Source organism: Bifidobacterium sp. ESL1133, assembly GCF_058107325.1.
This window is the reverse complement of sequence record NZ_JBYLUI010000001.1, coordinates 158,416-178,508: the sequence shown is the minus strand read 5'-3', so window position 1 is coordinate 178,508 and position 20,093 is coordinate 158,416. Positions and strand designations below refer to the sequence as shown.

Below are 20,093 nucleotides of genomic sequence, written 5' to 3'. Positions count from 1 at the left end.
TGCCTCCTTAGAAGATGCTCGTGTTCGAAACCTTCTTCGACACATAATTCGCGATGATGAGGAAGAAGAAGTTGACGATGGTGTTAAACAGGCCGATGGCCGTGGAATAGGAGAACTGGCTACCCAGAATACCGATTTTGTAGGTGTACGTGGAGATGACCTCGGAGGCCGAGGCGTTCAACGCATTCTGCATGAGGTATACCTTCTCGAAGCCAACGGAAAGCACGGAACCCATATTCATGATGAGCAGTACGCCTACGGTAGGCATAATGGTCGGTATGTCCACATACCGGATGAGCTGGAGTCTGCCTGCGCCATCGATCTTCGCCGCTTCATAGAGCGAGGTATCCACTGAGGAAAGGGCCGCAAGGTAGATGATGCAGTTCCACCCGACGTGCTGCCAGACCTCCGAAACCCAATAGATGGTGCTGAACCATTGCGGTTCGCCGAGCAAGCTGGTCTCACCGAGGAATTTGCCGAGCAGACCGGTGCCCGGCGTCAGGAAGATGTTGATCATGGCCACAATGACCACTGTGGAGATGAAGTGGGGCATGTAGGTGATGGTTTGCACGAAGCCCTTGACTCTGCTGCTGCCGATCTGATTGATGAGCAACGCCAGGATGATCGGGGCAATGAACCCCATGAGCAGCGTCCACAGGCTGATGGTCACCGTATTCTTCATGATGTTGACGAACATCGGCGAGGCAAAGAACTGTTTGAAGTAATCCAAACCAACCCAGTCACCGCCGGTTATGCCTTTGCTCGGCTCGAATTTGCGGAACGCCAGTTGAATGCCCCACATCGGCACATACGCGAACAATGCCACGAAGAATACCGCCGGGATTGCCAACAGCCACAGCTGCCAGTACCGTTTTAGCGACCAAACGATGCCACTCCACCCGTGTGGCTGATTCTCGTGGGGTACACTCTTTTCCCCTCTCATGCACAACTCCTTCACTGTTCGCGCGTATATGACATATTCATGGAACAGCCCACCTGCGATGGTGCGCCGCCCTCCGGCACAGTAAGAGCTGCACCGGCAAGAGTGGCCCCACTTCACCGTTCGAGGTGGGGCCACTCGTCGGACCGAAGACTTACTTTCCGGCTTCGGCCTTGGTGTACTGGTCGTAGTACTTTTGCCAGATATCGATATTCTTCTTGAGTCCCAGACTCGGATCTTCAAGCTTCTTGACGTACGCATCCCATTCCTGGTCCACGCCGCCCTTCTGAATCCACTTGGCGGTCTGCTCCAGAGCATAGCTCAGAATGGCGGTGTTGTTGTTGCCCAGAGTGGTCTGATCCTCTTCGGTATCGATACGCACGTAAGCGGGCATGACATCCTTGACCGGATCGACGTTGGCGAAGTTCTGCTGGTACGGCACATCTGCCTCGTGCAACGCGTCAGCGGTCTGGTCATTCTCGACCTTTACACTGTCGGGGATCCAACCGGCGAACCGGTCGGCCACGGCCGCGCACTGCAGCTTGCCGTCATAGCAGCCGTCCTTCATGCGGAATTCGTTGTCGCTCTTCTGCTCGACATAGTCGGGAATGTCGCCGTAGTACTGGGCCACGGAAATCTTGGGGCTGTACAGAGCATTGATGACCTTGTAGATGGCATCCTTGTTCTTCGCGTTCTTGTTGACGGCGATGCCATGGTTGCTCAGTTCGGTCAGATCCTGCGAGTAGTCCCAGGTCACCTCGGAGTCGGGCCTGCTGGCGGTGTCCTTAGGCACCGGCATGGGCACGTATTCATCCTTGAGCTTCTCGAAGTCGGTCTTCGACCAGCCCACAATCAAACCGGACTTGGCCGTCTTGCCGTCACCGGTGGTGGCCGCTGTGGTGGCTGCGTCATCACGGGTCATGGCGTCCTTGGGAACCAGGCCCTGTTCCATGAGCGAGTGGAGATAGTTGATGACCGACTTGTATTCCGGCGTGGTCAGGAAGCTATCGACCTTGCCGTTCTTGACATAGTAGCCCTGCAGCGAGGGTGAGGTGCCAGCAAAGCTGGTCGTGATGCCGGTGGAGTTGAGGAACACGAACGGGTTCCACAGCTTGAATCCATCGGTATCGAGCTTGCGCATGTTGAACGGAATCTCATCGGCCTTGCCGTTGCCGTTCGGATCGTCGTTCTTGAACGCGGTGAGCACCTGTGTCAGTTCGTCCCAGGTCTTGGGCATTTGCAGACCGAGCTTGTCGAGCCACTTCTTGTTGATGAGGAAGTGGTTGGTGGAGACCCGGTAGCTCTCGCCACGATCGGTCGGCAGCACATAGACGTGGCCGTCCTTGTCTTTCACCATCTTTTCAGCGGTCTCGTTCTGGGTGAAGAACTTCTTGACGTTGGGCATCTTGTCCATGTTGGCGTTGAGATCGTCGAAATAGTCATACTTTGTGGCGTCTCCCGGATCGAATGCAAAGATTGATGCGTCCGCGATGTCTCCGGAGGCGAGCTTGGCGCTCTTCTGCTGGCTCCACGAAGAATCCGCAAGATCGTCCCACTGAATGTGGCAGTCGCATGCGGCTTCAACATCCTTGACCCACTTCATCTTCGTCATGGGCGTGTCGGTGGAATAGCGGGTGATCATAAGCTTTACGATCGGCTTGCCGTCTTTGTCAGTGGCATTGTCGCTGGAATCCGAACCGCATGCCGCAAGCGGCATCAGCATGGCTACCAAGGCACCGGCTGCCGCGAATTTCTTCCATGCACTTCCTTGTGTCATTTACACTCTCCTTTTCGTAATATCACCAGCCGCCACCGAGCAGCCTCGCTGACGAACGGTTGATGATGAAATAAGAAATAACAAGTTAACCGGTTGATGTCAACTTTGCTCATTAACTTGTTAACTTATAATGCAGAATCCTAGCCATTGCAGTTAGATTCTTCTGCCAGTATCCATAACCGACACGTTAACAACATACGTTACCGCAGTATTGCCAACTGCGCTTGAGCCGAGCTTCACCGCAACTCATGCAGCATTCAACGCCGGCGACTCACCCGATCCTTGCGCGCTTGAGCACGCCGCTCGGCACGTTTCCGCTTCTCCTCACGCGGCTCAAGTACATGTACATCCATACCCGGCAAACGCCCCCAGGAATAGACGGCCATCATGTCGGCAAACAGCGGCACGGCCACACCGAACGCCGCCATCAGTCCCGGCCACTGCCAGTACGCCCATACCACAATGAACAGCAGCAACACCAGCATGACGCTGTTCAACGGTCTCGCAATCACCATCGAAAGTGAGTATTTAATGATCCACATCGGCCGCTCTTCGAAGTTCGAACGTACCGGCCAGCTGAGAAACACGAACAGGCCATAGAACACGTTCAGCACCAGCAATACGCCAGAAACGGCCAGTCCAGCGGTTCCCATGTCGTTGCGCATGGTCAGCCAGTAATCCCATATCAGCAACGCCCATACCAGGAATTGAGGCCAACCAAACAAGTTTGCGGACACAAATTCGGATTTCCATGCACGGTGGAAGACGGTCCATGTCTGTTTAATCGTCCACGATCGGTCGTCCACGTCAAGAATCCAAGTACGATACACCGTGCATGCCGCAGCAATGGAGGGAAACACTCCAAGCACGCCCAACCCCAACAATGTGTAGGCCACGAAGGCCACGTGCACCACTGTAACCATCATGATGATACGTGCGATGAACTCATACCCAACCGCGAACCGCTGCATACCGCCCCCTTGCGTTTGTTGGCTATGCCTAACCATAGCGCAACACCGGACTGACGGCCGGGTAACGCGTGGCACAACCGTTAACCAGACATTAACCAGCCACGCCTCACACCGGCAGCATCAGTGGAAGTCAAGGTAATTCACAAAGTCCCGTACATATTTCGTACCGCTTTCCAAGTTTGCCAAAGCAAGGACGGCGTCACTCGGCAATCCCGATTCGCCTTTCCACACCGAGGACTTGGAAAGGTCAAGACCATACGCCTGCGACGGATCAGCCACCGGGACACCGTTCGAGTCCAGTAATGCCCCGATATTTGCCAAGTGTTTCATCTGCGCGGCAGACAGTCCATCTTCAAGCTTCGACGTATAGCCATGCTGCTGCAATTGCGGAAATTGTTGTCTCGTGGATATGAAGGCGTTAATCTGCCCTGCGGTCACCTGCACCAGAATCTTGGCGGAATCATCAACGCTGTTGCCGTCAGCTCCATCGTCCTCTTTGCGTTCACTTGAGCCGACGCTGACATTGAGATCAGCATTGATGCCGACCAACCGCTCGTCATCGATGCTTTCATGCCTCAGAAAGCCGGAGCGTATGCGCGTGAGCTGGCTGGAATACTCGTGCATGTTGAGTGCTTCCACGCTCAGGTACGGGTCTGGCGCCTTGGTGACAAGCGTGACGATGTACGAGATCACCAGCGCGAGCACCATCAGAACAGCCACCACACCAAGCAGAAAATGCTGTACAAAGAACGGCCATTTGTCTCGCACCGGCAACTCTCGGAACGTCTTCCACTTGGATTGTTTCGTATACACATTGTCTTGTGCTAGCACACCCACACTGGCTATTTGCTCGTCACTAAGAGCCCGCATGTCAGAGTTCGTCTTGTCTGCGCTGGCAACGGTGCCATTGTCTGTACCGGTCTTGTCTGTACCGGCGGCAGTGCCATAAACTGCATTGGCTGTCGTGTTATCAACGTCGCCAGCAGTCTCGTCTGACGGTGACACCGCTCCGTCGCGGCCGCGCGAATCATCATGATCATGCTTCATGCGCACCTCGCATCAGCCCTTGAGCCAAGTCTCGGAATGCATCCGCCAGCGGGCTCGCAGCCAAGGAGCCGTCCTCGTTCAACACTGCAGGGCGGCCGGCCTCACCGCTCTCGCGCAGCTCAGGTTCGAGCGGCAACGTGGCCATCAGCGGCACATCATACCCCAGTGCGGAGGTCAGCTGAGCACTCACCCGTTCGCCGCCCCCCTGGCCGAACAGACGCAACCGTTCCCCGGCATGGTCGAAGTAGCTCATGTTTTCCACCACGCCGCGTACCTTCATAGGCACCTGCAAAGCCACCAGACCACTGCGCACCGCTACATCCGAAGCGCTCGGCTGCGGAGTGGTGACCACCACTAGCTCAGCGTTAGGCAAGGCTTGAGCCACCGAGATGGCCATGTCGCCAGTGCCCGGGGCCAAATCAAGAAGCAGCACGTCAGGCTCACCCCACCACACGTCGGAGAGGAACTGTTCAAGCGAGCGCTGCAGCCGCGGACCGCGCCACAAAATCGCACGATCGGCACCGGCGAACATACCGATGGAGATAAGCTTGACCCCCCAAGCGCTCACCGGCATGAGCATACCGTTGACATTGGTGGGCTGGGAGTGCACTCCGAACAGCTTGGGCAGCGAGAACCCGTAGATGTCGGCATCGATGGCTGCGGTACTGTACCCAAGCGCCGCGAACGTGGCCGCCAGATTGGAACTCACGGACGATTTGCCCACTCCCCCTTTGCCAGATGCGATGGCGAAGATGCGGGTCTTGACTCCTGGCTTGTTGAAAGGGTTCTGCCGCCGCTCGGCTTTGAGATCTGCTACGAGCCGTTCGAGTTTGTCCTGTTCCATCGAGCCGACTTCGATGTGGGGCGTCAGCTCGGCGGCGGCGCACGATGCCACAGCCTGCTTGATCTGTTCGGCGATGGTTGCCGACAGGGGGCAGCCCGGCACAGTAAGTTCCACGTGTACGGTGACATCGAAGTGTCCGTCGCGCTCTTGGGGGGTGATGTCAATGCCTGCAATCATACCCAAATCGGTGACCGACCGGCCAATCTCCGGGTCGATGACGTGGGAAAGCCTCTCATACAACCGTCTACTCAACGTCTCGATGTCCACGCCAGCTGCCGTCATTGAAACCTCCTTGACGAGCCTGCGCCGCATGCGCCGTTGAGCAACGTCACTCACCTACCATAGCCGCCCGCTCAACATTCGTCTATAGTCGGAGCCGATTCCGCACAGTTACGTCAACTTAGAAGCACGGTACAGCACCGTGTTTTACCTCTTCACGATGCGTTCACTCGTTTACGTTCCAGTGTTTTGCGTAGGTAAACGACGCCCAGCAACACAACTCCACTAGCAACAAGCCACAGCGACGTTACCTTCAAAAACGACAGATTCCAATACTCATTCATGCCCCATATCTCAAAGAAATCATTCATCATATATTTCCATGGGAGAGCACTTCCAATCTTTTGGATAGATGAGGGAAGCTTATCGAATTGAACAAACGCTCCGGTAAACATATAGCACGCGAATAGCAAGGTCATACCGAGCGGAAGTAATACTCGAGTATTCTTGACAACCAAAGCGATAAGCGTTCCTACTAGCAAGAATGCAAAGACACCATACAGGCATTGAAGCACATACGCTGCCAGATAGCCGAAAGATGGAAGTTTGGCCCCATACACAAAATACGCGACGGAAATATTCACAAATATGCTCAGCAGAGCAAGCACAACATAAGAGAAAACATCAGCGAGCGTGTATGTCAGTAAGTTGACATTAAAGTATTTAAGCCGCTTATAACTATCATTGCGAATACTTTCACCAACCCAGATGGGAAAGCTAATCAGGGTGAGCGGAATCAAGCCTATGCCAGTCGTGACGAGCACATATTTATCGATAAAATGATACCCTTGGCCAATATCGAAATTCTTAAACGACGTCATCATGACGAACATCATGATAAGCGGGAAAAAGACCGTAAAGAAAATCGATATCGGAACACGCATTTGCATTTTTAGACTGAGAATAATTTTGTTCACGCCACGATACTTTCCGCTTGATTTGCCATGAGATAGCACGTATATATGCTTGGCTCAAGGTAGGAGAATTCAACTTTGTCCTGATGACATTGTTCTGTCAATTTTGCTTTATCTTCTGCGTCTTTCAGGTAGTACACCGTACCATCCCCTGTATCAGCATGCTGGATAGATTCATCAACAGGAAATGCATCCATTCCATTCACTTTCAGCGCACCAATATGAGGAAAATCTGCAAACAGTTGACTTTTAGTGCCATAGAATGCAAGTCTTCCACGGCGCAAAATCAGGATATCTGTAGCCCAATTATTGATTTCTTCAAAATAATGAGAAATATTGATTACGGTAGCGTCTCTGGTTTCCTCAGTCATAATCTTCAAAAGTTGACTACGCTTGTATGCATCCAGCCCTGACGTGATTTCATCGAAGAAATACACAGATTTCTGTTGTGACAGAACCAAGCCCAAAGTAAATCGCTGCAATTCACCGGCGGAAAGATCCTTAATCAACGAATTTTCCAAGCCACTGAGCTGATACTTATTTAAGAAAGCATCAACACTGTCTCGACGCCAGTGTGGAAAAATTAAAGCGACAAACTCTTTAACCTTAATTAAGTCACTATAGCTGTTGTCCTGAAATACGATGCCGACATCGCTGCCTTGAAAGTCCTTCTCAATTGCACCGCGACTCAGCTTGTACTCGCCTAAAACGGTATTAATCAGAGTAGTCTTCCCGGCTCCATTTTCGCCAAGAACCGCCAACTTACTACCATTGCTGATTTCAATGTTCTTTCCAGCAAAATCCAAGATGGTTTTCCCAGAAAGATTAACTTTTATATCTTGCAGAATAATCATTGTTGCTCCTCATGGGAGGGTCGGTACATTGTGCACCAGCCCTTCCACCGCGATGCTAGAGAATTCAGCTCACACCGCAGCCGATGAACAAGAGCAGGAGCAGCAACAACAACCAGCTGCATAATTCATTGAAGCTCCACGACCTTCGGTAGGGTCGAAATTGTTGAATGTCGTTTTTGTGATTGACATAGTCAAACCTTTCCATCATTATTCGGATTACGAATAACCATCAGTACTGATTTACGGCTATACAGAGAACTTTTATACAACCACTTCAAATTTCCCTGCATAAGACAGCGTATGGCATCCGCTAAAAAAGTACAACTCAATTACAGAATTCTGTGCCTTTTTGAGTCATACGTAGTAAAAAAACATCTTTAAACACAACTCCATCCGGGCGTGTCGCGCCTTTGCGATGTCATATCAAATTACAGCCCAGCGCGTGTTCATTCATCAACTCTCGTATACTATTTTTTATAAAAGCTATCATCCGCTATTACTTTTATTGATACCGTTGACCATCCTGACTCACGCAACAAACGTAGAATCAATATTCAGCAAATTTTGCAAAATATACAGTTTTGTACACGCATCTCTGATAGGCAGGACAATGAGGCCGCACAGCAACCCATAGTAGGTCAGCCTACGATTCCTGCACGTCCCCGGTTTCCAACAGCATCTTGAACTGTTCCTCGTCCAGCTGCGGAATGCCCAGCTCCTCGGCTTTCGCCGCCTTGGACCCGGCATTCTCGCCGACCACCACGTAGTCGGTTTTCTTGCTCACCGAACCCGCGGCCTTGCCGCCACGTTCCACGATGGCTTCCTTGGCCGAATCTCTGCTATAACCTTCCAATGAGCCTGTGACAACCACAGTTTTGCCTGACAACGTTTGCGGCAGCTGGCTGATTTGGGCAGCGTGACTGCCCACGCCCGCATCTTTCCACGCCTTGAGCACCGCGAAACGCCAATCGTCAGGATTGTGCGCGGCCTGGAACCAACCTGACACCGATTCGGCAATTTCCGGACCGATTCCGTCAATGGCGGACAGCTCCTCCACGCTGGCATGTTCGATGGCTTCCAAACTGCCGAAAGTCGTGGCGACCAGGCGTGCTGTGGGCGGACCGAGGCGCCGGATGGACAATGCCACCAGCACACGCCACAACTCGGCGTCTTTGGCCTTGTCAATCTCAGCGAGCATGGTGCGCGTGGTCTCGGACGGACGCACATACAGCGGCCTCTCCTCGTCGGCTTCCTTCCGCCGCTTCACCGTTCTGCTGCCTACTACCACAGCATCTTCAGGAATCTGATACTCTTCACTGCCGGCAGGTTTCTTGGCATCCAACGGCAACGTCCAGAACGCAGGGACAGTATGCCATAGGCCAGAACCGCCGAGCGCCTTGCGGTGAAAGTGCTTGCGCCCGTTGGCATCGACCTCCACGCTTTTTTCTATCACTTGAATCTCGCGCCACACATGCACGCTGCGCAACATTGCGGCGTCCAGCGAGAACAGGCCTGCCTCGCTGGTGAGCACCGGTTCCTGAGGAGCCGGGAGCACCAGGCCTGCGGCCGGCTCGTACGGTGCCGGCTCCTCCCCCGGCTTCACTTCGATCTCCTGAACGCCGGGCATGTAGGTGGCGACGCTGTCAGGCCGGTTATCTTCCGGGTTGGTCAACGCAATGGCGCTTTGCTCACCCAAGTGCTCAATATCGAACGCCTTGCGGGAAGCAAGATGGATGACCCTTTCGCTGAACTGCGCCGGGCAGGATTCGACGTTTGGACAGCGGATGTCTTTGTCGCCCTCTTTGGACGGTGCCAGTTTCGTACCACACGAAGGGCAATATTGTGGCATCTCGAACTCTCGCAACTGCTCTTCGCGACCACGCCGCCGTTCCAGCACCGGCCCCACTATCTCGGGAATCACGTCTCCGGCCTTGCGCACCACCACGGTGTCGCCGATGAGCACATTCTTGTGTTTGACTTCGGTGGGATTGTGCAATGTGGCGGCAGCCACCGTGGAACCGGCAACGTAGACCGGCGCAAGCACCGCTACCGGGGTGACCCGGCCGGTGCGCCCCACTTGCACGGTGATATCCAGCAGCTGGGTGTTGACCTCTTCAGGCGGGTACTTGTAGGCGATAGCCCATCGAGGAGCGCGAGAAGTGGAACCGAGACGACGCTGCAGCGCCAGATCGTCCACCTTGACCACAATGCCGTCGAGTGCATGCTCGATGTCTCCGCGATGCTCACCGTAGTAGTCGATCATCTCGAGAATCTGGTCGAACCCGGTCACTTCCCGGTTATGCGGGGACACGGGCACGCCCCACGTCTGGTACAACGCATAGGCCTGCGACTGGTCGTTCACCGCGTCATGCCCAGTCGCACCGTCACCCCAGTCCAAACGTCCCAACCCGTGCGCGTAGAAGCTCAGATGGCGTGTGGCGGTGATGCGAGGATCCTTTTGCCGCAGACTTCCCGCAGCAGCGTTGCGAGGATTGGCGAACGGAGGTCGCCCGGCGTTCTCATTCGCCTCGTTGAGACGTTTGAAATCGTCCCAACGCATGAACACCTCGCCGCGAACCTCCACGAACTGTGGAATATCTTCGGCCTTGCCGCCAAGATTCGGCGGTATGGAGGAGATGGTGCGCACGTTGGTGGTGATATCCTCGCCCGTCACTCCGTCCCCGCGGGTCAGCCCCTGTTCAAGTACTCCGGAACGGTAGATGAGATTGAGCGCCAGCCCGTCGATCTTGACTTCACAGGTCATGGGCAGCGCTTCGTCTTCAGGCCACTCCAACGCCTGACGCACCCCGTCATACCAGTCTTTCAGCTCATCTATAGAGAACACATCATCGAGACTCATCATCTGAGATGGATGCCTCACCGAAGCAAAATCGTTCGAGAAGGTGCCGCCGACACGATGTGTGGGAGACTGCGGGGTATCAAGCACCGGGAATGCTGCTTCCAACGCTTGCAGGCAGCGCAGTCTGGTATCATACGCCGCGTCAGAGGAGACCGGCGCATCGTCGATGTAATACGCCACTTGATCGTTTTCCACCCACGCGGCCAACTTTGCCCACAGACGTGCCGCAACCTCGCTGGTCAATGCGGGAACGTCGAGCACGGTCAACGTCATGGCATCCGCGTCGGTTGCGCTCAATGCCGCAACCCAAGCCGCCGACCCTGGAGTGAACTGCGACACTCCCAGATTCAGCGCTTCCTGATGCTCGTGTGCCCCGATTCCCATTATGCCCCCAATGAGCGCAGGAACTGCATCTGCGCCATGTCGATACCATCTTGATTGCCCTCGCTCATGCGAGCCTTGGCTACGGCCAATGTGCGCGCCGGTATGAACATGCCACGATCCACGCACACCCGTGCAGCCTGACTTACCATCGGCGCCACACCGATGTGCGGCCAGACCGGAATGTCATGTGATGCAAGCATCTGGCTCACCTCTTGCGGCGAAGAGGGCACAGTAATGCACTGGGATTGAGCTCTGACCACGACCTCGTGCAGTTCTTCTGGGGCCGACTCGATCTTGCCGGGCGCCAGATGTTCGCTCATCATATAAGCGGCAGCAGCCACGTCGAGCCGATCACTCATCCATTCCGCGTAAGCCAGACGGTAGTACGCATACGCTGCATCATCCCCGTCCAAGCTCACCCGAAGCGCGTTCAAACAGGCAGCGCGTGCAGAATTCCAGTCCTCGCCACGTGCCAACTGCACCGCCAAACGCATATGCGAGAGCGGATAAGCCGGAGCATAGGCCACCATCTTGTTGAGGTGCGGCAGCGCCGCAGCAGGCCCCTGCACTTGCGACATCACATCCGACAGTTCCATGTGCGCGTAGAACAGGCTGTCAGGAATGAGCACCGTGCACTCGTCGGGGGTGGCGAACAGCCGGTTGTACACCACCCGCTCCGCATAGGAGTTGAAGTAACGCGGCACGCCAGGAATCGAGTCGTAACGGGCGTCAATCTCGTCGAGCGTCTGCTCCAGCAGTTCGATGGACTGATTGAATCTGCCGGAGAAAAGCAGGTCTCGCGCCTTGAGGCGCGCATCATCTATCTGCTTGCTCAGAACAAAATGGATGTCGGGCACATCGTCGCCGTCGATGAGCGCACGACTCACCATCGGCGCCAAGTCATCAAGTTCCGGGTCTCCCACCGCAGCCACGATGCGCATGGCCTCCTGTGCCTTGCCTACTCGCGGCATGGACTCATCCATCGCCAAACGTTGGAAGTCCGAATCCACGCGTTGCAGTACGTCGCCTCGCTGAATCGACAGACCGCTCACTGTCTGCGTCCCCAAAACCTGTGCTTGAGCCTGCGGCAGCACCTCATCAGAGAACTCCGGCTCCGACTGAGCGGTGGCAGGAGCAAAACGCTTATCGTGCAGGGTGAACTGCGGGACGATCTCAGCGAACCCTTCGATTGAATCCAGTGCCATTGCCGCGGCACACTGCAGATACAGTTCCTGAGGATTATCCAATCCGCCCTCGGCGATGCGCCGCATGAAATCTTCGCGGGTGAATGTCACCGTCACCACGGCAATAGGCTGAGGAACCTGCACATTGCCACGCAGCATGTCCCCTCTTGAGCCGACAGACCCGTCGCCCATGTCGGCGCCGTCCATATCATCCTCAAAATCGCCATGCTGATGCATACCGGTACCCCACAGTCCCATGCGGCGGTCACGTTCCTGCGCAGCAATGGCCATGTCGTCGATGTCGACTCCCTGCATGAGGTCAGCGAACTGCGCATCTACCGAACTGTCATCACCAGCATCATTGCGGTGTCCCGAAACGCCTGCGGTCTCGCTGTTGCTCCCTGCGCCATTATCCGTATGCGCATCGTTTTGTGCAGGGTGCTGAGCCGCATCTTCCTCGCAGGGCTGCGAAGCCGTCGCAGCCTGACGCGCGGTGCGAGCATCATCCGTCCCATCAGCCGCACGGTCTTGGGTCGAGGCATCGGTGCGAATCTGACCGTGGTCATCACTCAGGCTGACCTGCGCAGGGTCTCCGTGCACGTCGCCGTCCTTGGGATCGGCTTTGGAACGCGTGCCTCGTGAAGGAACATCGGCCCTCTTCAACGCCCCCAACGCTCGCGCGATCATCTCGCCGATCGTCGAATCCTGTGCTTCCAAGGCTTGCTCCAAGCCAAGCGACTCAATGCGCAGCGAAACACGATTCACCTGCTCACTGGCGCCAAAGCACAGCGCGGCCAGCACCAAGCCTGCACGCAGGTTGTAGTCCACACTCATCTCCACGCGTTCGCTGTGCGTATAGTCAACCCACTGATGACGGCCGCCATCCCACCGATGCTGCGGCATCATGGAGGAACCCACCGCACTCAGGGATATAGCCGTCTCGCCCTGCGCGATGTTCGAGCGAAAATCAGCGTCGAAACGGAAAGGGAAACGTAGGCTGCGCAATAACCCGGAAAGGGTTTGCCGGTATTCCCACTCCCCTTGCGCACGTTGACCGGTGCCATCTGGTTGCACACCGTCATGTTCCATGTTCTGCAGTGCGGCTTGCTGCGCGATATGCAGCACACGCTGCACAGAGTCGGCGCTTGGCTCATCCAGACGCAGCCTCCCCTGATCGTTCACGTCGAAAGCGGCTAGCGCCGGATTACGCAACAGCGTCGCGTCAATATCGGCAGCTTGCTCCACCGAAACGGTGTCTTCGATCGGCAACGATCCGACGCGTGCGTTATGTTCCAGCCAGGCACTTACGGCGGCGAAACGGTTCAGATTGCCTTCGATATGCAGTGCGCGCAACGCCGAGGACAGTTCCAACGCCTCTCCCCAGTCGAAGGCGTACATGCCGGAATGGTTCAGAGTAACCAAGCTCAACGGCTCTCTGCCATGTACCGCTTCCAGACCTTTCGTGCTCTCCAACGCCCCGGCTTCACGCATCAGTCGCGCGAAGTATTCCTCCAGGCCAGAGACACGCAGCCCCTTGGCTTTGGCTTGAGTGCCATCGGCCACGGCACGACGTATGGCACCTAGGGGCGCTTCGTGGTTGAGTCTGCGGAAAATATTGCCGGCGCCAAAGCCCATGGTGCCCACGTAATGCGGCATGGCGCAAGCGCAGAAGAAGGCAATCGCGAGCGCATCACGGTATTCGAGGTCCACGCGCAAGTTACGCGGCACGTCGAGACGCAGCTGTTCGAGCGTGTACCGCTTGCCTACGGAAAGCCAGGAGGAAAGCCACATCGGCTCTCCCGATGCGTCCCTTCCGACCACGGCACCTTGCAGGGCTTTTGGCGGAACGTAATCTGCGTTCCGGTTGCCTGCGCGCGAGATACGGCTGCTATCGGCCAGTGTTATCTCGCCTTCTTTGCTGAAGAAGAGTGCCGGGGTCAGGGATTGCACGTCATCGTTGGGATCGACGCTCACAAAAACTCGCCCTTGACCGTCAGCGAGCGCCAACTGGTGGAATCTGTTTTTAGCTCCATCGAAGAATACGCCGAGAGAGAAGGCAGTACCGTGGCGCTGCGGCAGTTGCGCCCATCCTGGAACCAATCCGTCTGCAATGCCTGGAAAGTCGGGGAACATATGCGTTTTTACCAGCGGTGAGAGCGTCAATGCGTGGGCTTCGATGCCCTCCACGATACGACTCATGTCCGCTGCGTCAGCCCCCACGCCCCCGCTGGTTCCGCTCCCACTTGGTACGCTGCTTCCCTGACCGGGTATGTGGCTTTGCTGTGCGGTTTCATAGACAGCTGAGGCGGCTTTACGAGCGGCGTTCACGACGCGCGAAAAGATGCCGTTGTCTTCCGGCAGCGAATCTCTGTCATGCATGTACGGCGTGAATTTTGACATAGATTTTATTCTTTCAATCCATTCAGACATTCCAGCTTATAGAATAACAGGGTGAACGTTCGCAAAAACCGGCCCAACCGCCTATCCACAGCCGCTCTGAGAGCCCTGCTGTGGGTCTTGCTGATCGCCATACTCGAGTGTGTGGTGTGCAACCTGCCATTCTGGACTTCTACGTCGGCCAGCACGGATTCCGCCGCAGCGCTCAACGCGATTGGTGCCGGTCTGGAACGGCAGAACGACGGCACACTGATAGTCCATGACCCTCAACAGGCGTGGATCGAGGCAGACAGCGATGGCAGCTCCCCTTACGTGCGCGTCGACATGAACATTGACAAAACGGCCGATTCACCACACACCAGGCTCAGCAAGTCGTTCTTTGTGGCTCCGCAGGTGGATGGCCATATGGGGCGCAGCATCTCCTTGTCCCAAGATGCTCCGCGCTCCCACTATCTGAACGTGGGCCGTGGCAGCACGGTCAAGTTGTGGATTCAAGAGGCTGCCGGCACACGCGTGGCGGCCACGGACCTGCGCACGAACGTCCGCGTTCCTTTCAGCATCGAACCGGTGCGCATCGCGCTCATGGCAGTCATCGCCGTATTCGTCGAGGCGTTCCGTCCCGGATCCCCTTTGTGGCGCATATCGCTGGACACCGGCAGTCGCAAGCAGCGCGGATTGTTCTGGGGCATGTTCGCTTTGTTGGGCGCAGCCACATTGGCCGACATTATTCCCAACGCCGTATCCCCTGAGTCGATGGCATTCCACCAGCCGGGCAACTACACGTACGATTTCAACCAGTACGGCCACCTCGCCGACGCTCTGCTGCACGGTCAGGTCTCCTTGGATATGCCGGTGCCGAGCGAACTGTTGCATGCTTCCAACCCTTACGATCCTTCCGTACGCGAGCAACTGCTGCATGATGGGGTGACACCGATCTACTGGGACTATGTGTTCTATCAGGGGCACTGGTACTCATACTTCGGCGTATTGCCGGCGTTGCTGCTCTTTGCCCCCTTCCGGTTGATTTCCAGCTGGTTCACTCCTGGAGGTCTCATGCTCTCCACGCATGCCGCCGTGGGCATAATGACATTCGGCATTATTCTCTTCGCTGCCCTGCTCATGATTCGCGTGACCAAACGGGTCGCCCCCAACGCCCCACTGGCCGGCATGATATTGGCACTGCTCACCTTGCTGGTGGGGTCGAACGTAAGCTATCTGGCGTTGCGCACCAACTTCTATTCGGTGCCTTGCGCCGCTTCCCTCCTGCTGAGCATCGTTGGCTTGTGGTTCTGGTTCGGTGCCATCAACTGCGAAGAAAAGCGCAACAAACATACGGTACGCATCGGATCGGCCCCACCGGTCTCATGGCCCCATTTGGCGGCGGGATCTCTGGCGATGGCAGGTACGATCGGGTGCCGCCCCACGTTCATCTTCACGGCTTTGCTGGCACTTCCCCTGTTTTGGAGGCAGCTGCAGGCCATTGCCAAAACGCTTCTTTCCAAGCGCTTCAGGCCCACAGATGGCAGCACAGCGCGAGCGGAGCGACGAAATGCCATCACTTTGTTATGCGCGGCGCTCCTGCCTGCATTGGCCATCATCATTTCCGTCGGCATCTACAACGCCGCACGCTTCGGTTCGCCGTTGAACTTCGGGGAACAATACCAGCTTACGGTATCCGATATGATGACCGTTACCGGCAATGCGCGCAACCTGATGTCTGAAATCGGATACTATCTGGCCACTCCCCTGACCTTCATGGACCGTTTCCCCTTCTTGGGAATCACCGCAACTCCGATGACGAACTGGAGTTACACCGACCCGATGGCCGGCGGCCTGTTCATGCTGTGCCCGGCGCTGCTACTGGTGGTCGCGCTGCCATGGATGCGTCGTCGTCTACGCACGTCAGGCATCTTCCCCACGCTGGTGGCAGCAGTGGCCCTTGCTGCGCTGCTAATCGTGGTGGACAGCGCCAAAGGCGGCCTGTCATGGCGCTACATGATTGATTTCGGCTGGCTGCTGGCGTTGGTGGCTGCTGTGGTGCTGGTGACAGTGACTGCCAGCATGCATGCGGACACCTCCGGCGAGTTGCGCGTACTCACAGCCGATGAAACGCATGCAAGCGCGTCTGCCATGTCATGGCACAGCACCCCTGTACGGCTCGCCGCCATACGGTTACTGTGTGTGGTGCTGGTCAGCGCCAGCCTGCTGATCAGTGTGCTCACCGCATTCACCCCAGGACGAGACGATGCGCTCATCAAACACGATCCGGTATTGTTCCACACCGTACAGTCCTGGTTCTCGCTCCTCTTTTCACTGTGAACCGTGCAGCTCTTAGAGCACCATGGCATCGACTGCATCCAACAATGCGGCAACATTGGAGGCAAATACATCAGGTTCCGGCAACAAGGATAATGCCATGGCGCCGTTGCCCGGCATGTCGAAGAAGTATCCAGGCTGACCGGTGAGATGGTGGTGCTCGATGAGTGAGAGCGTCAATTCGGTCTCATCGATCGTCGAGGGGAAACGCACCAACACGTTCCAGCCTCCCTCGGGCCGCAGCAAGGACACCAGCCCGGATTCATGCCGATCCAACATGGTGTGCAGCGTGGCCAAATTGGCATGGACACGCCCTCCGACCCGAGCAAGTTGGCTCGGTGCCGCGCCCAGCAGTTCGGGCATCTGCTCGGCAATGATGTTGCTCATCGGCAGGTAGTCGTCGGCAATCATGTCCAATCTGCACAGTGATTCCTCTACCAGTTCATCTGGCCCGGAAACCTCGATCCACCCCACTTTGGCGTGCGGCGCGGCCAACAGTTTGGAGAAGCCGTCGAGCGCAAAGACCAATGCTTCTTTCTCCCCAGCAAAGCGACGGTTGCCGGGGAATGGCTCGAGCGTGTAGTCGAAGAACACCTCATCGGCGATGATGGCGATGCCACGTTGCGCGCACAATGCCACCAAGCGGGCACGCTCGTCCGGTTTAACATAGGAGCCGGTGGGATTGTTGGGGTTGATGACGACGATGGCTCGAGTGCGAGAGCCGGCTTCGGAATCGAGCAGCATTTCAATTTGCGACAGATCCATGAACCATGATCCGTCGAACGACAGCTGGTATTCGAGCGTCTCCACGTTTTCCAACCGCCCTATGGACTCAATGAGAGGGTATCCGGGTTTGGGCGCCAGTACAACGTCTCCGGCGTCGCACAACAGTTTGAACAGCCACGAATACGCCTGCGATGTGGAACTCAACAGGTAGAGTCTCTCAGGGTCTACCGCATGCCCCTCCTGCCCTTCTCCACTGCTTTCGGCGCGACCGCGTTCTTCCAGAAATTCGGCTAAGGCGCGGCGTGCTGTCTGCGGCCCCTTGGGTTGTGCATCGTAGATGCCGGGAACCAATGCCGGTCCGAGTCCGTTGGCGGTGGGGTTTGAATCGTTGAGTTTACCCAATGCCACGCCTCGGCTCTTGGCTTGCGCTTCGGCCTGGGCAACGGCGTTGAGTGTCACGCTGCCCACACGTGATGAAAAATGCACCGGCCGGTACGACATAGGCACACACCTTCCTTGATTTGAGCGTGTATCTGCTTATCTGCCGGCAGCGCCCACAACCGGCACCGTCACGCTCCCTATACAGACGGGGGCGAGCCTCAAGACTCGCCCCCGAATATCAATGGCAGAATGCTCACGCCTGCTTGGTCGCCGCATAGTATGCGGCACCGATAATGCCTGCCTCGTTACGCAGCTGCGCCGGCACCAACGGGGTCTTGATCTCGATGTACGGCAGGAACTTCTCGCTCATGCGGCTCACGCCGCCACCGACTACGAACAGATCCGGGCTGAAGTACTTTTCCAGCAGCCCGTAATACTTGGTAAGGCGCTTGGCCCAACGCTTGTAGCCCAAGCTCTGCTGGTCGCGCACTGAGGACGCAGCATACTTCTCCGCGTCGCCCTTGCCCTTCTGCAGCTCGATGTGACCAAGCTCAGTGTTGGGAATGAGCACACCGTTGTAGATGAGTGCCGTGCCGATACCGGTTCCCAGCGTGGTGGCGATGACCAGACCGTCATGCCCCTTCGCCGCACCGAACTGCTGCTCGGCAAGACCTGCGGCATCAGCGTCGTTCACCACCGTGACAGGACGGCCGCACGCCTGGGAGAAGACCTCGGTCACATCGGTACCGATCCAGGACTTGTCAAGGTTGGCCATGAAGTCAATGGTCTGACCGGGCTTGATGGGTGCCGGGAACGCGATGCCCACCGGAGCGCTGGCAGGAACCTCGAAATGGTCGAGCTCCTGGCGCACCACTGCCGCCACCGCTTCAGGGGTGGAGTTCTCGGGGGTGAGAATCTTCAGGCGCGGCTCGGCAAACTGCCCGTGCTCCAAATCGACGGGAGCCGCCTTGATGCCGGAACCACCGATATCGACACCGAAGGCCTGCGCTGTTTCAATCATCATTACCCCTTTGGTTCATGAGCTTATAAACTCAGGTATCTTAACTCATCCGATACCCAAAAAGACGACACGTTACGCAACATGCCCATATTGCCGCCCCGTCTGCATTCGGCGGAGTTCGACCGTACGCACCGGCACATCAGACGATCAGCCGATCTGCCGGCAGGTCGGTTTCGCTCAACGCAAAGACGGCATGGGCTTCCAGTCAGGGTCGTGCAGCAGTTTTCTCGAATCGATCCATCCCTTGAAGATCTGCTTGAGCCCATTGCCCAGATGCTCACGGTCTACAGCCACCAGGCGAATCACCTCCTTGACACCCGTCAGGAAGGTACCCAGGGCGAACATCGCCGGACGATAGTCGCCGTGCGCCATGAAGTAACGCGCCATATAGCCGCGGTTGCGCATGATGTGGTAGCGGTTCATGTCCGAAGTGGAGTTGAGCTGGCGCACTCCGGCGATGTCCCAGTTGCCTATGGTGCGAGTGCGGCGGATGATGCGGTCGGCCACCACAATCGACTCGGTGACTTTGCTGGCCAGATAACCGTACATGGTGTCATCCCAGTAGATGAAGAAGCGCGGGTCAGGGAATCCGATTTTCTCGACGATGCAGCGGCGGAACAGCCCTCCTTCGAAGCACAGGGTGTTCATCCGGTGATACCCGGATGGCCCAAATGCCGCAGGAGCGATGGGATTGGGAATACCCAGAGGAACGATGAAGTCGTACTGCCAGTAGAACGGACCTCCATCAAAATCGAAGCGCGAGCCTTGGATGACATCGTGGTTGGGCGTCCACTTGGCCAACTTGCCGATGGCGTCAGGAAGCACCGCCACATCATCATCCATCACCCAGAACCATTGCGCGCCGAGCTCATAGGCTTTCTTCACACCGGCGTTGAACCCGCCGGCACCACCGATGTTGCCGCTTTGCGGGGCATACACCACGCGCGAACGCCCGCCCTGATCGTCAGGATCGGTCTGCCCCCAACGTGCCGCCACTCTGGCCGAAAACTCGAGCACCATGTCTCGGGTGCGGTCGCTGTGCTCGTTGTCCACCATAACGATGCGCCATGGCGCCTGTTCCAAGTGCTCGATGGATTCCAGCAGCTCTCCCAACAACTCCTGGCGCTTGTAGGTCACCACTACGATGGCCAGGCGTTCGATGGTTCGCCCTTGGTGAAGCATGCCACGACGTGCCGGC

At 56.6% G+C, this 20,093-nt stretch carries 14 protein-coding genes; 1 reads left to right on the top strand and 13 read right to left on the bottom strand.

Features of this window, described 5'->3' with window-relative positions:
• Positions 1 to 7: 7 nt before the first annotated feature.
• From AC3B5A_RS00715 to AC3B5A_RS00670, 10 genes are all read right to left on the bottom strand, one after another.
• The gene (locus tag AC3B5A_RS00715; RefSeq protein WP_489798040.1) at positions 8 to 943 is read right to left on the bottom strand and encodes an ABC transporter permease; all 936 of its coding nucleotides are present in this window, start codon (positions 941 to 943) and stop codon (positions 8 to 10) included.
• A gap of 151 nt (positions 944 to 1,094) precedes the next feature.
• A complete protein-coding gene (locus AC3B5A_RS00710; RefSeq protein WP_489798038.1) occupies positions 1,095 to 2,717 on the bottom strand; it encodes an extracellular solute-binding protein in 1,623 nt (540 codons plus the stop codon).
• 257 nt (positions 2,718 to 2,974) lie between these two features.
• Positions 2,975 to 3,688 (bottom strand): YesL family protein, encoded by a 714-nt coding sequence (locus AC3B5A_RS00705; RefSeq protein ID WP_489798037.1) that lies wholly within the window; start codon positions 3,686 to 3,688, stop codon positions 2,975 to 2,977.
• Between the two features lie 120 nt (positions 3,689 to 3,808).
• A complete protein-coding gene (locus AC3B5A_RS00700; RefSeq protein ID WP_489798035.1) occupies positions 3,809 to 4,735 on the bottom strand; it encodes a hypothetical protein in 927 nt (308 codons plus the stop codon).
• On the bottom strand, positions 4,725 to 5,861 hold the full coding sequence (locus tag AC3B5A_RS00695; RefSeq protein WP_489798034.1) for an Mrp/NBP35 family ATP-binding protein: 1,137 nt from the start codon (positions 5,859 to 5,861) through the stop codon (positions 4,725 to 4,727). The genes AC3B5A_RS00700 and AC3B5A_RS00695 overlap by 11 nt, the downstream gene beginning before the upstream one ends.
• Positions 5,862 to 6,013: 152 nt before the next feature.
• Positions 6,014 to 6,775 carry an ABC transporter permease gene (locus AC3B5A_RS00690; RefSeq protein WP_489760875.1) on the bottom strand — a complete coding sequence of 254 codons (762 nt, stop codon included), beginning with the start codon at positions 6,773 to 6,775 and terminating at the stop codon, positions 6,014 to 6,016.
• Entirely contained in the window at positions 6,772 to 7,626 is an 855-nt protein-coding gene (locus tag AC3B5A_RS00685) for an ATP-binding cassette domain-containing protein (RefSeq protein ID WP_489760876.1), read from the bottom strand. The genes AC3B5A_RS00690 and AC3B5A_RS00685 overlap by 4 nt, the downstream gene beginning before the upstream one ends.
• A 69-nt stretch (positions 7,627 to 7,695) precedes the next feature.
• A complete protein-coding gene (locus tag AC3B5A_RS00680) occupies positions 7,696 to 7,815 on the bottom strand; it encodes a listeriolysin S family TOMM bacteriocin (RefSeq protein WP_489760910.1) in 120 nt (39 codons plus the stop codon).
• Positions 7,816 to 8,269: 454 nt separating this feature from the next.
• A complete protein-coding gene (ligA, locus tag AC3B5A_RS00675) occupies positions 8,270 to 10,870 on the bottom strand; it encodes an NAD-dependent DNA ligase LigA (RefSeq protein ID WP_489798032.1) in 2,601 nt (866 codons plus the stop codon).
• Positions 10,870 to 14,454: a tetratricopeptide repeat protein gene (locus AC3B5A_RS00670; protein ID WP_489798030.1), complete on the bottom strand. Its 3,585-nt coding sequence runs from the start codon at positions 14,452 to 14,454 to the stop codon at positions 10,870 to 10,872. Before AC3B5A_RS00670 ends, ligA begins: the two co-directional genes overlap by 1 nt.
• 51 nt (positions 14,455 to 14,505) lie before the next feature.
• On the opposite strand from AC3B5A_RS00670, the gene AC3B5A_RS00665 reads away from it, so the two are divergent.
• Positions 14,506 to 16,770: a glycosyltransferase gene (locus tag AC3B5A_RS00665; protein WP_489798028.1), complete on the top strand. Its 2,265-nt coding sequence runs from the start codon at positions 14,506 to 14,508 to the stop codon at positions 16,768 to 16,770.
• Between the two features lie 12 nt (positions 16,771 to 16,782).
• On the opposite strand, the gene AC3B5A_RS00660 is transcribed toward AC3B5A_RS00665, so the two are convergent.
• The 3 genes from AC3B5A_RS00660 to AC3B5A_RS00650 form a co-directional block, all read right to left on the bottom strand.
• Positions 16,783 to 17,994, bottom strand: coding sequence for a pyridoxal phosphate-dependent aminotransferase (locus tag AC3B5A_RS00660; protein WP_489798480.1), 1,212 nt, complete (start codon positions 17,992 to 17,994; stop codon positions 16,783 to 16,785).
• A gap of 133 nt (positions 17,995 to 18,127) precedes the next feature.
• Positions 18,128 to 18,895 carry a polyphosphate--glucose phosphotransferase gene (gene ppgK / locus AC3B5A_RS00655; protein WP_489760912.1) on the bottom strand — a complete coding sequence of 256 codons (768 nt, stop codon included), beginning with the start codon at positions 18,893 to 18,895 and terminating at the stop codon, positions 18,128 to 18,130.
• A 177-nt stretch (positions 18,896 to 19,072) separates the two neighbouring features.
• Positions 19,073 to 20,077, bottom strand: a complete 1,005-nt coding sequence (locus AC3B5A_RS00650; protein WP_489798478.1) for a glycosyltransferase family 2 protein — start codon at positions 20,075 to 20,077, stop codon at positions 19,073 to 19,075.
• Positions 20,078 to 20,093 lie beyond the last annotated feature (16 nt).

What these genes read in the sequence shown, in the direction of transcription:
- AC3B5A_RS00710 (WP_489798038.1), bottom strand. Translation starts at nt 2,717, where the DNA reads ATGACACAAGGAAGTGCATGGAAGAAATTCGCGGCAGCCGGTGCCTTG.
- AC3B5A_RS00685 (WP_489760876.1), bottom strand. Translation starts at nt 7,626, where the DNA reads ATGATTATTCTGCAAGATATAAAAGTTAATCTTTCTGGGAAAACCATC.
- AC3B5A_RS00705 (WP_489798037.1), bottom strand. Translation starts at nt 3,688, where the DNA reads ATGCAGCGGTTCGCGGTTGGGTATGAGTTCATCGCACGTATCATCATG.
- ppgK (WP_489760912.1), bottom strand. Translation starts at nt 18,895, where the DNA reads ATGATTGAAACAGCGCAGGCCTTCGGTGTCGATATCGGTGGTTCCGGC.
- AC3B5A_RS00660 (WP_489798480.1), bottom strand. Translation starts at nt 17,994, where the DNA reads ATGTCGTACCGGCCGGTGCATTTTTCATCACGTGTGGGCAGCGTGACA.
- ligA (WP_489798032.1), bottom strand. Translation starts at nt 10,870, where the DNA reads ATGGGAATCGGGGCACACGAGCATCAGGAAGCGCTGAATCTGGGAGTG.
- AC3B5A_RS00650 (WP_489798478.1), bottom strand. Translation starts at nt 20,077, where the DNA reads ATGCTTCACCAAGGGCGAACCATCGAACGCCTGGCCATCGTAGTGGTG.
- AC3B5A_RS00695 (WP_489798034.1), bottom strand. Translation starts at nt 5,861, where the DNA reads ATGACGGCAGCTGGCGTGGACATCGAGACGTTGAGTAGACGGTTGTAT.
- AC3B5A_RS00670 (WP_489798030.1), bottom strand. Translation starts at nt 14,454, where the DNA reads ATGTCAAAATTCACGCCGTACATGCATGACAGAGATTCGCTGCCGGAA.
- AC3B5A_RS00700 (WP_489798035.1), bottom strand. Translation starts at nt 4,735, where the DNA reads ATGAAGCATGATCATGATGATTCGCGCGGCCGCGACGGAGCGGTGTCA.
- AC3B5A_RS00680 (WP_489760910.1), bottom strand. Translation starts at nt 7,815, where the DNA reads ATGTCAATCACAAAAACGACATTCAACAATTTCGACCCTACCGAAGGT.
- AC3B5A_RS00715 (WP_489798040.1), bottom strand. Translation starts at nt 943, where the DNA reads ATGAGAGGGGAAAAGAGTGTACCCCACGAGAATCAGCCACACGGGTGG.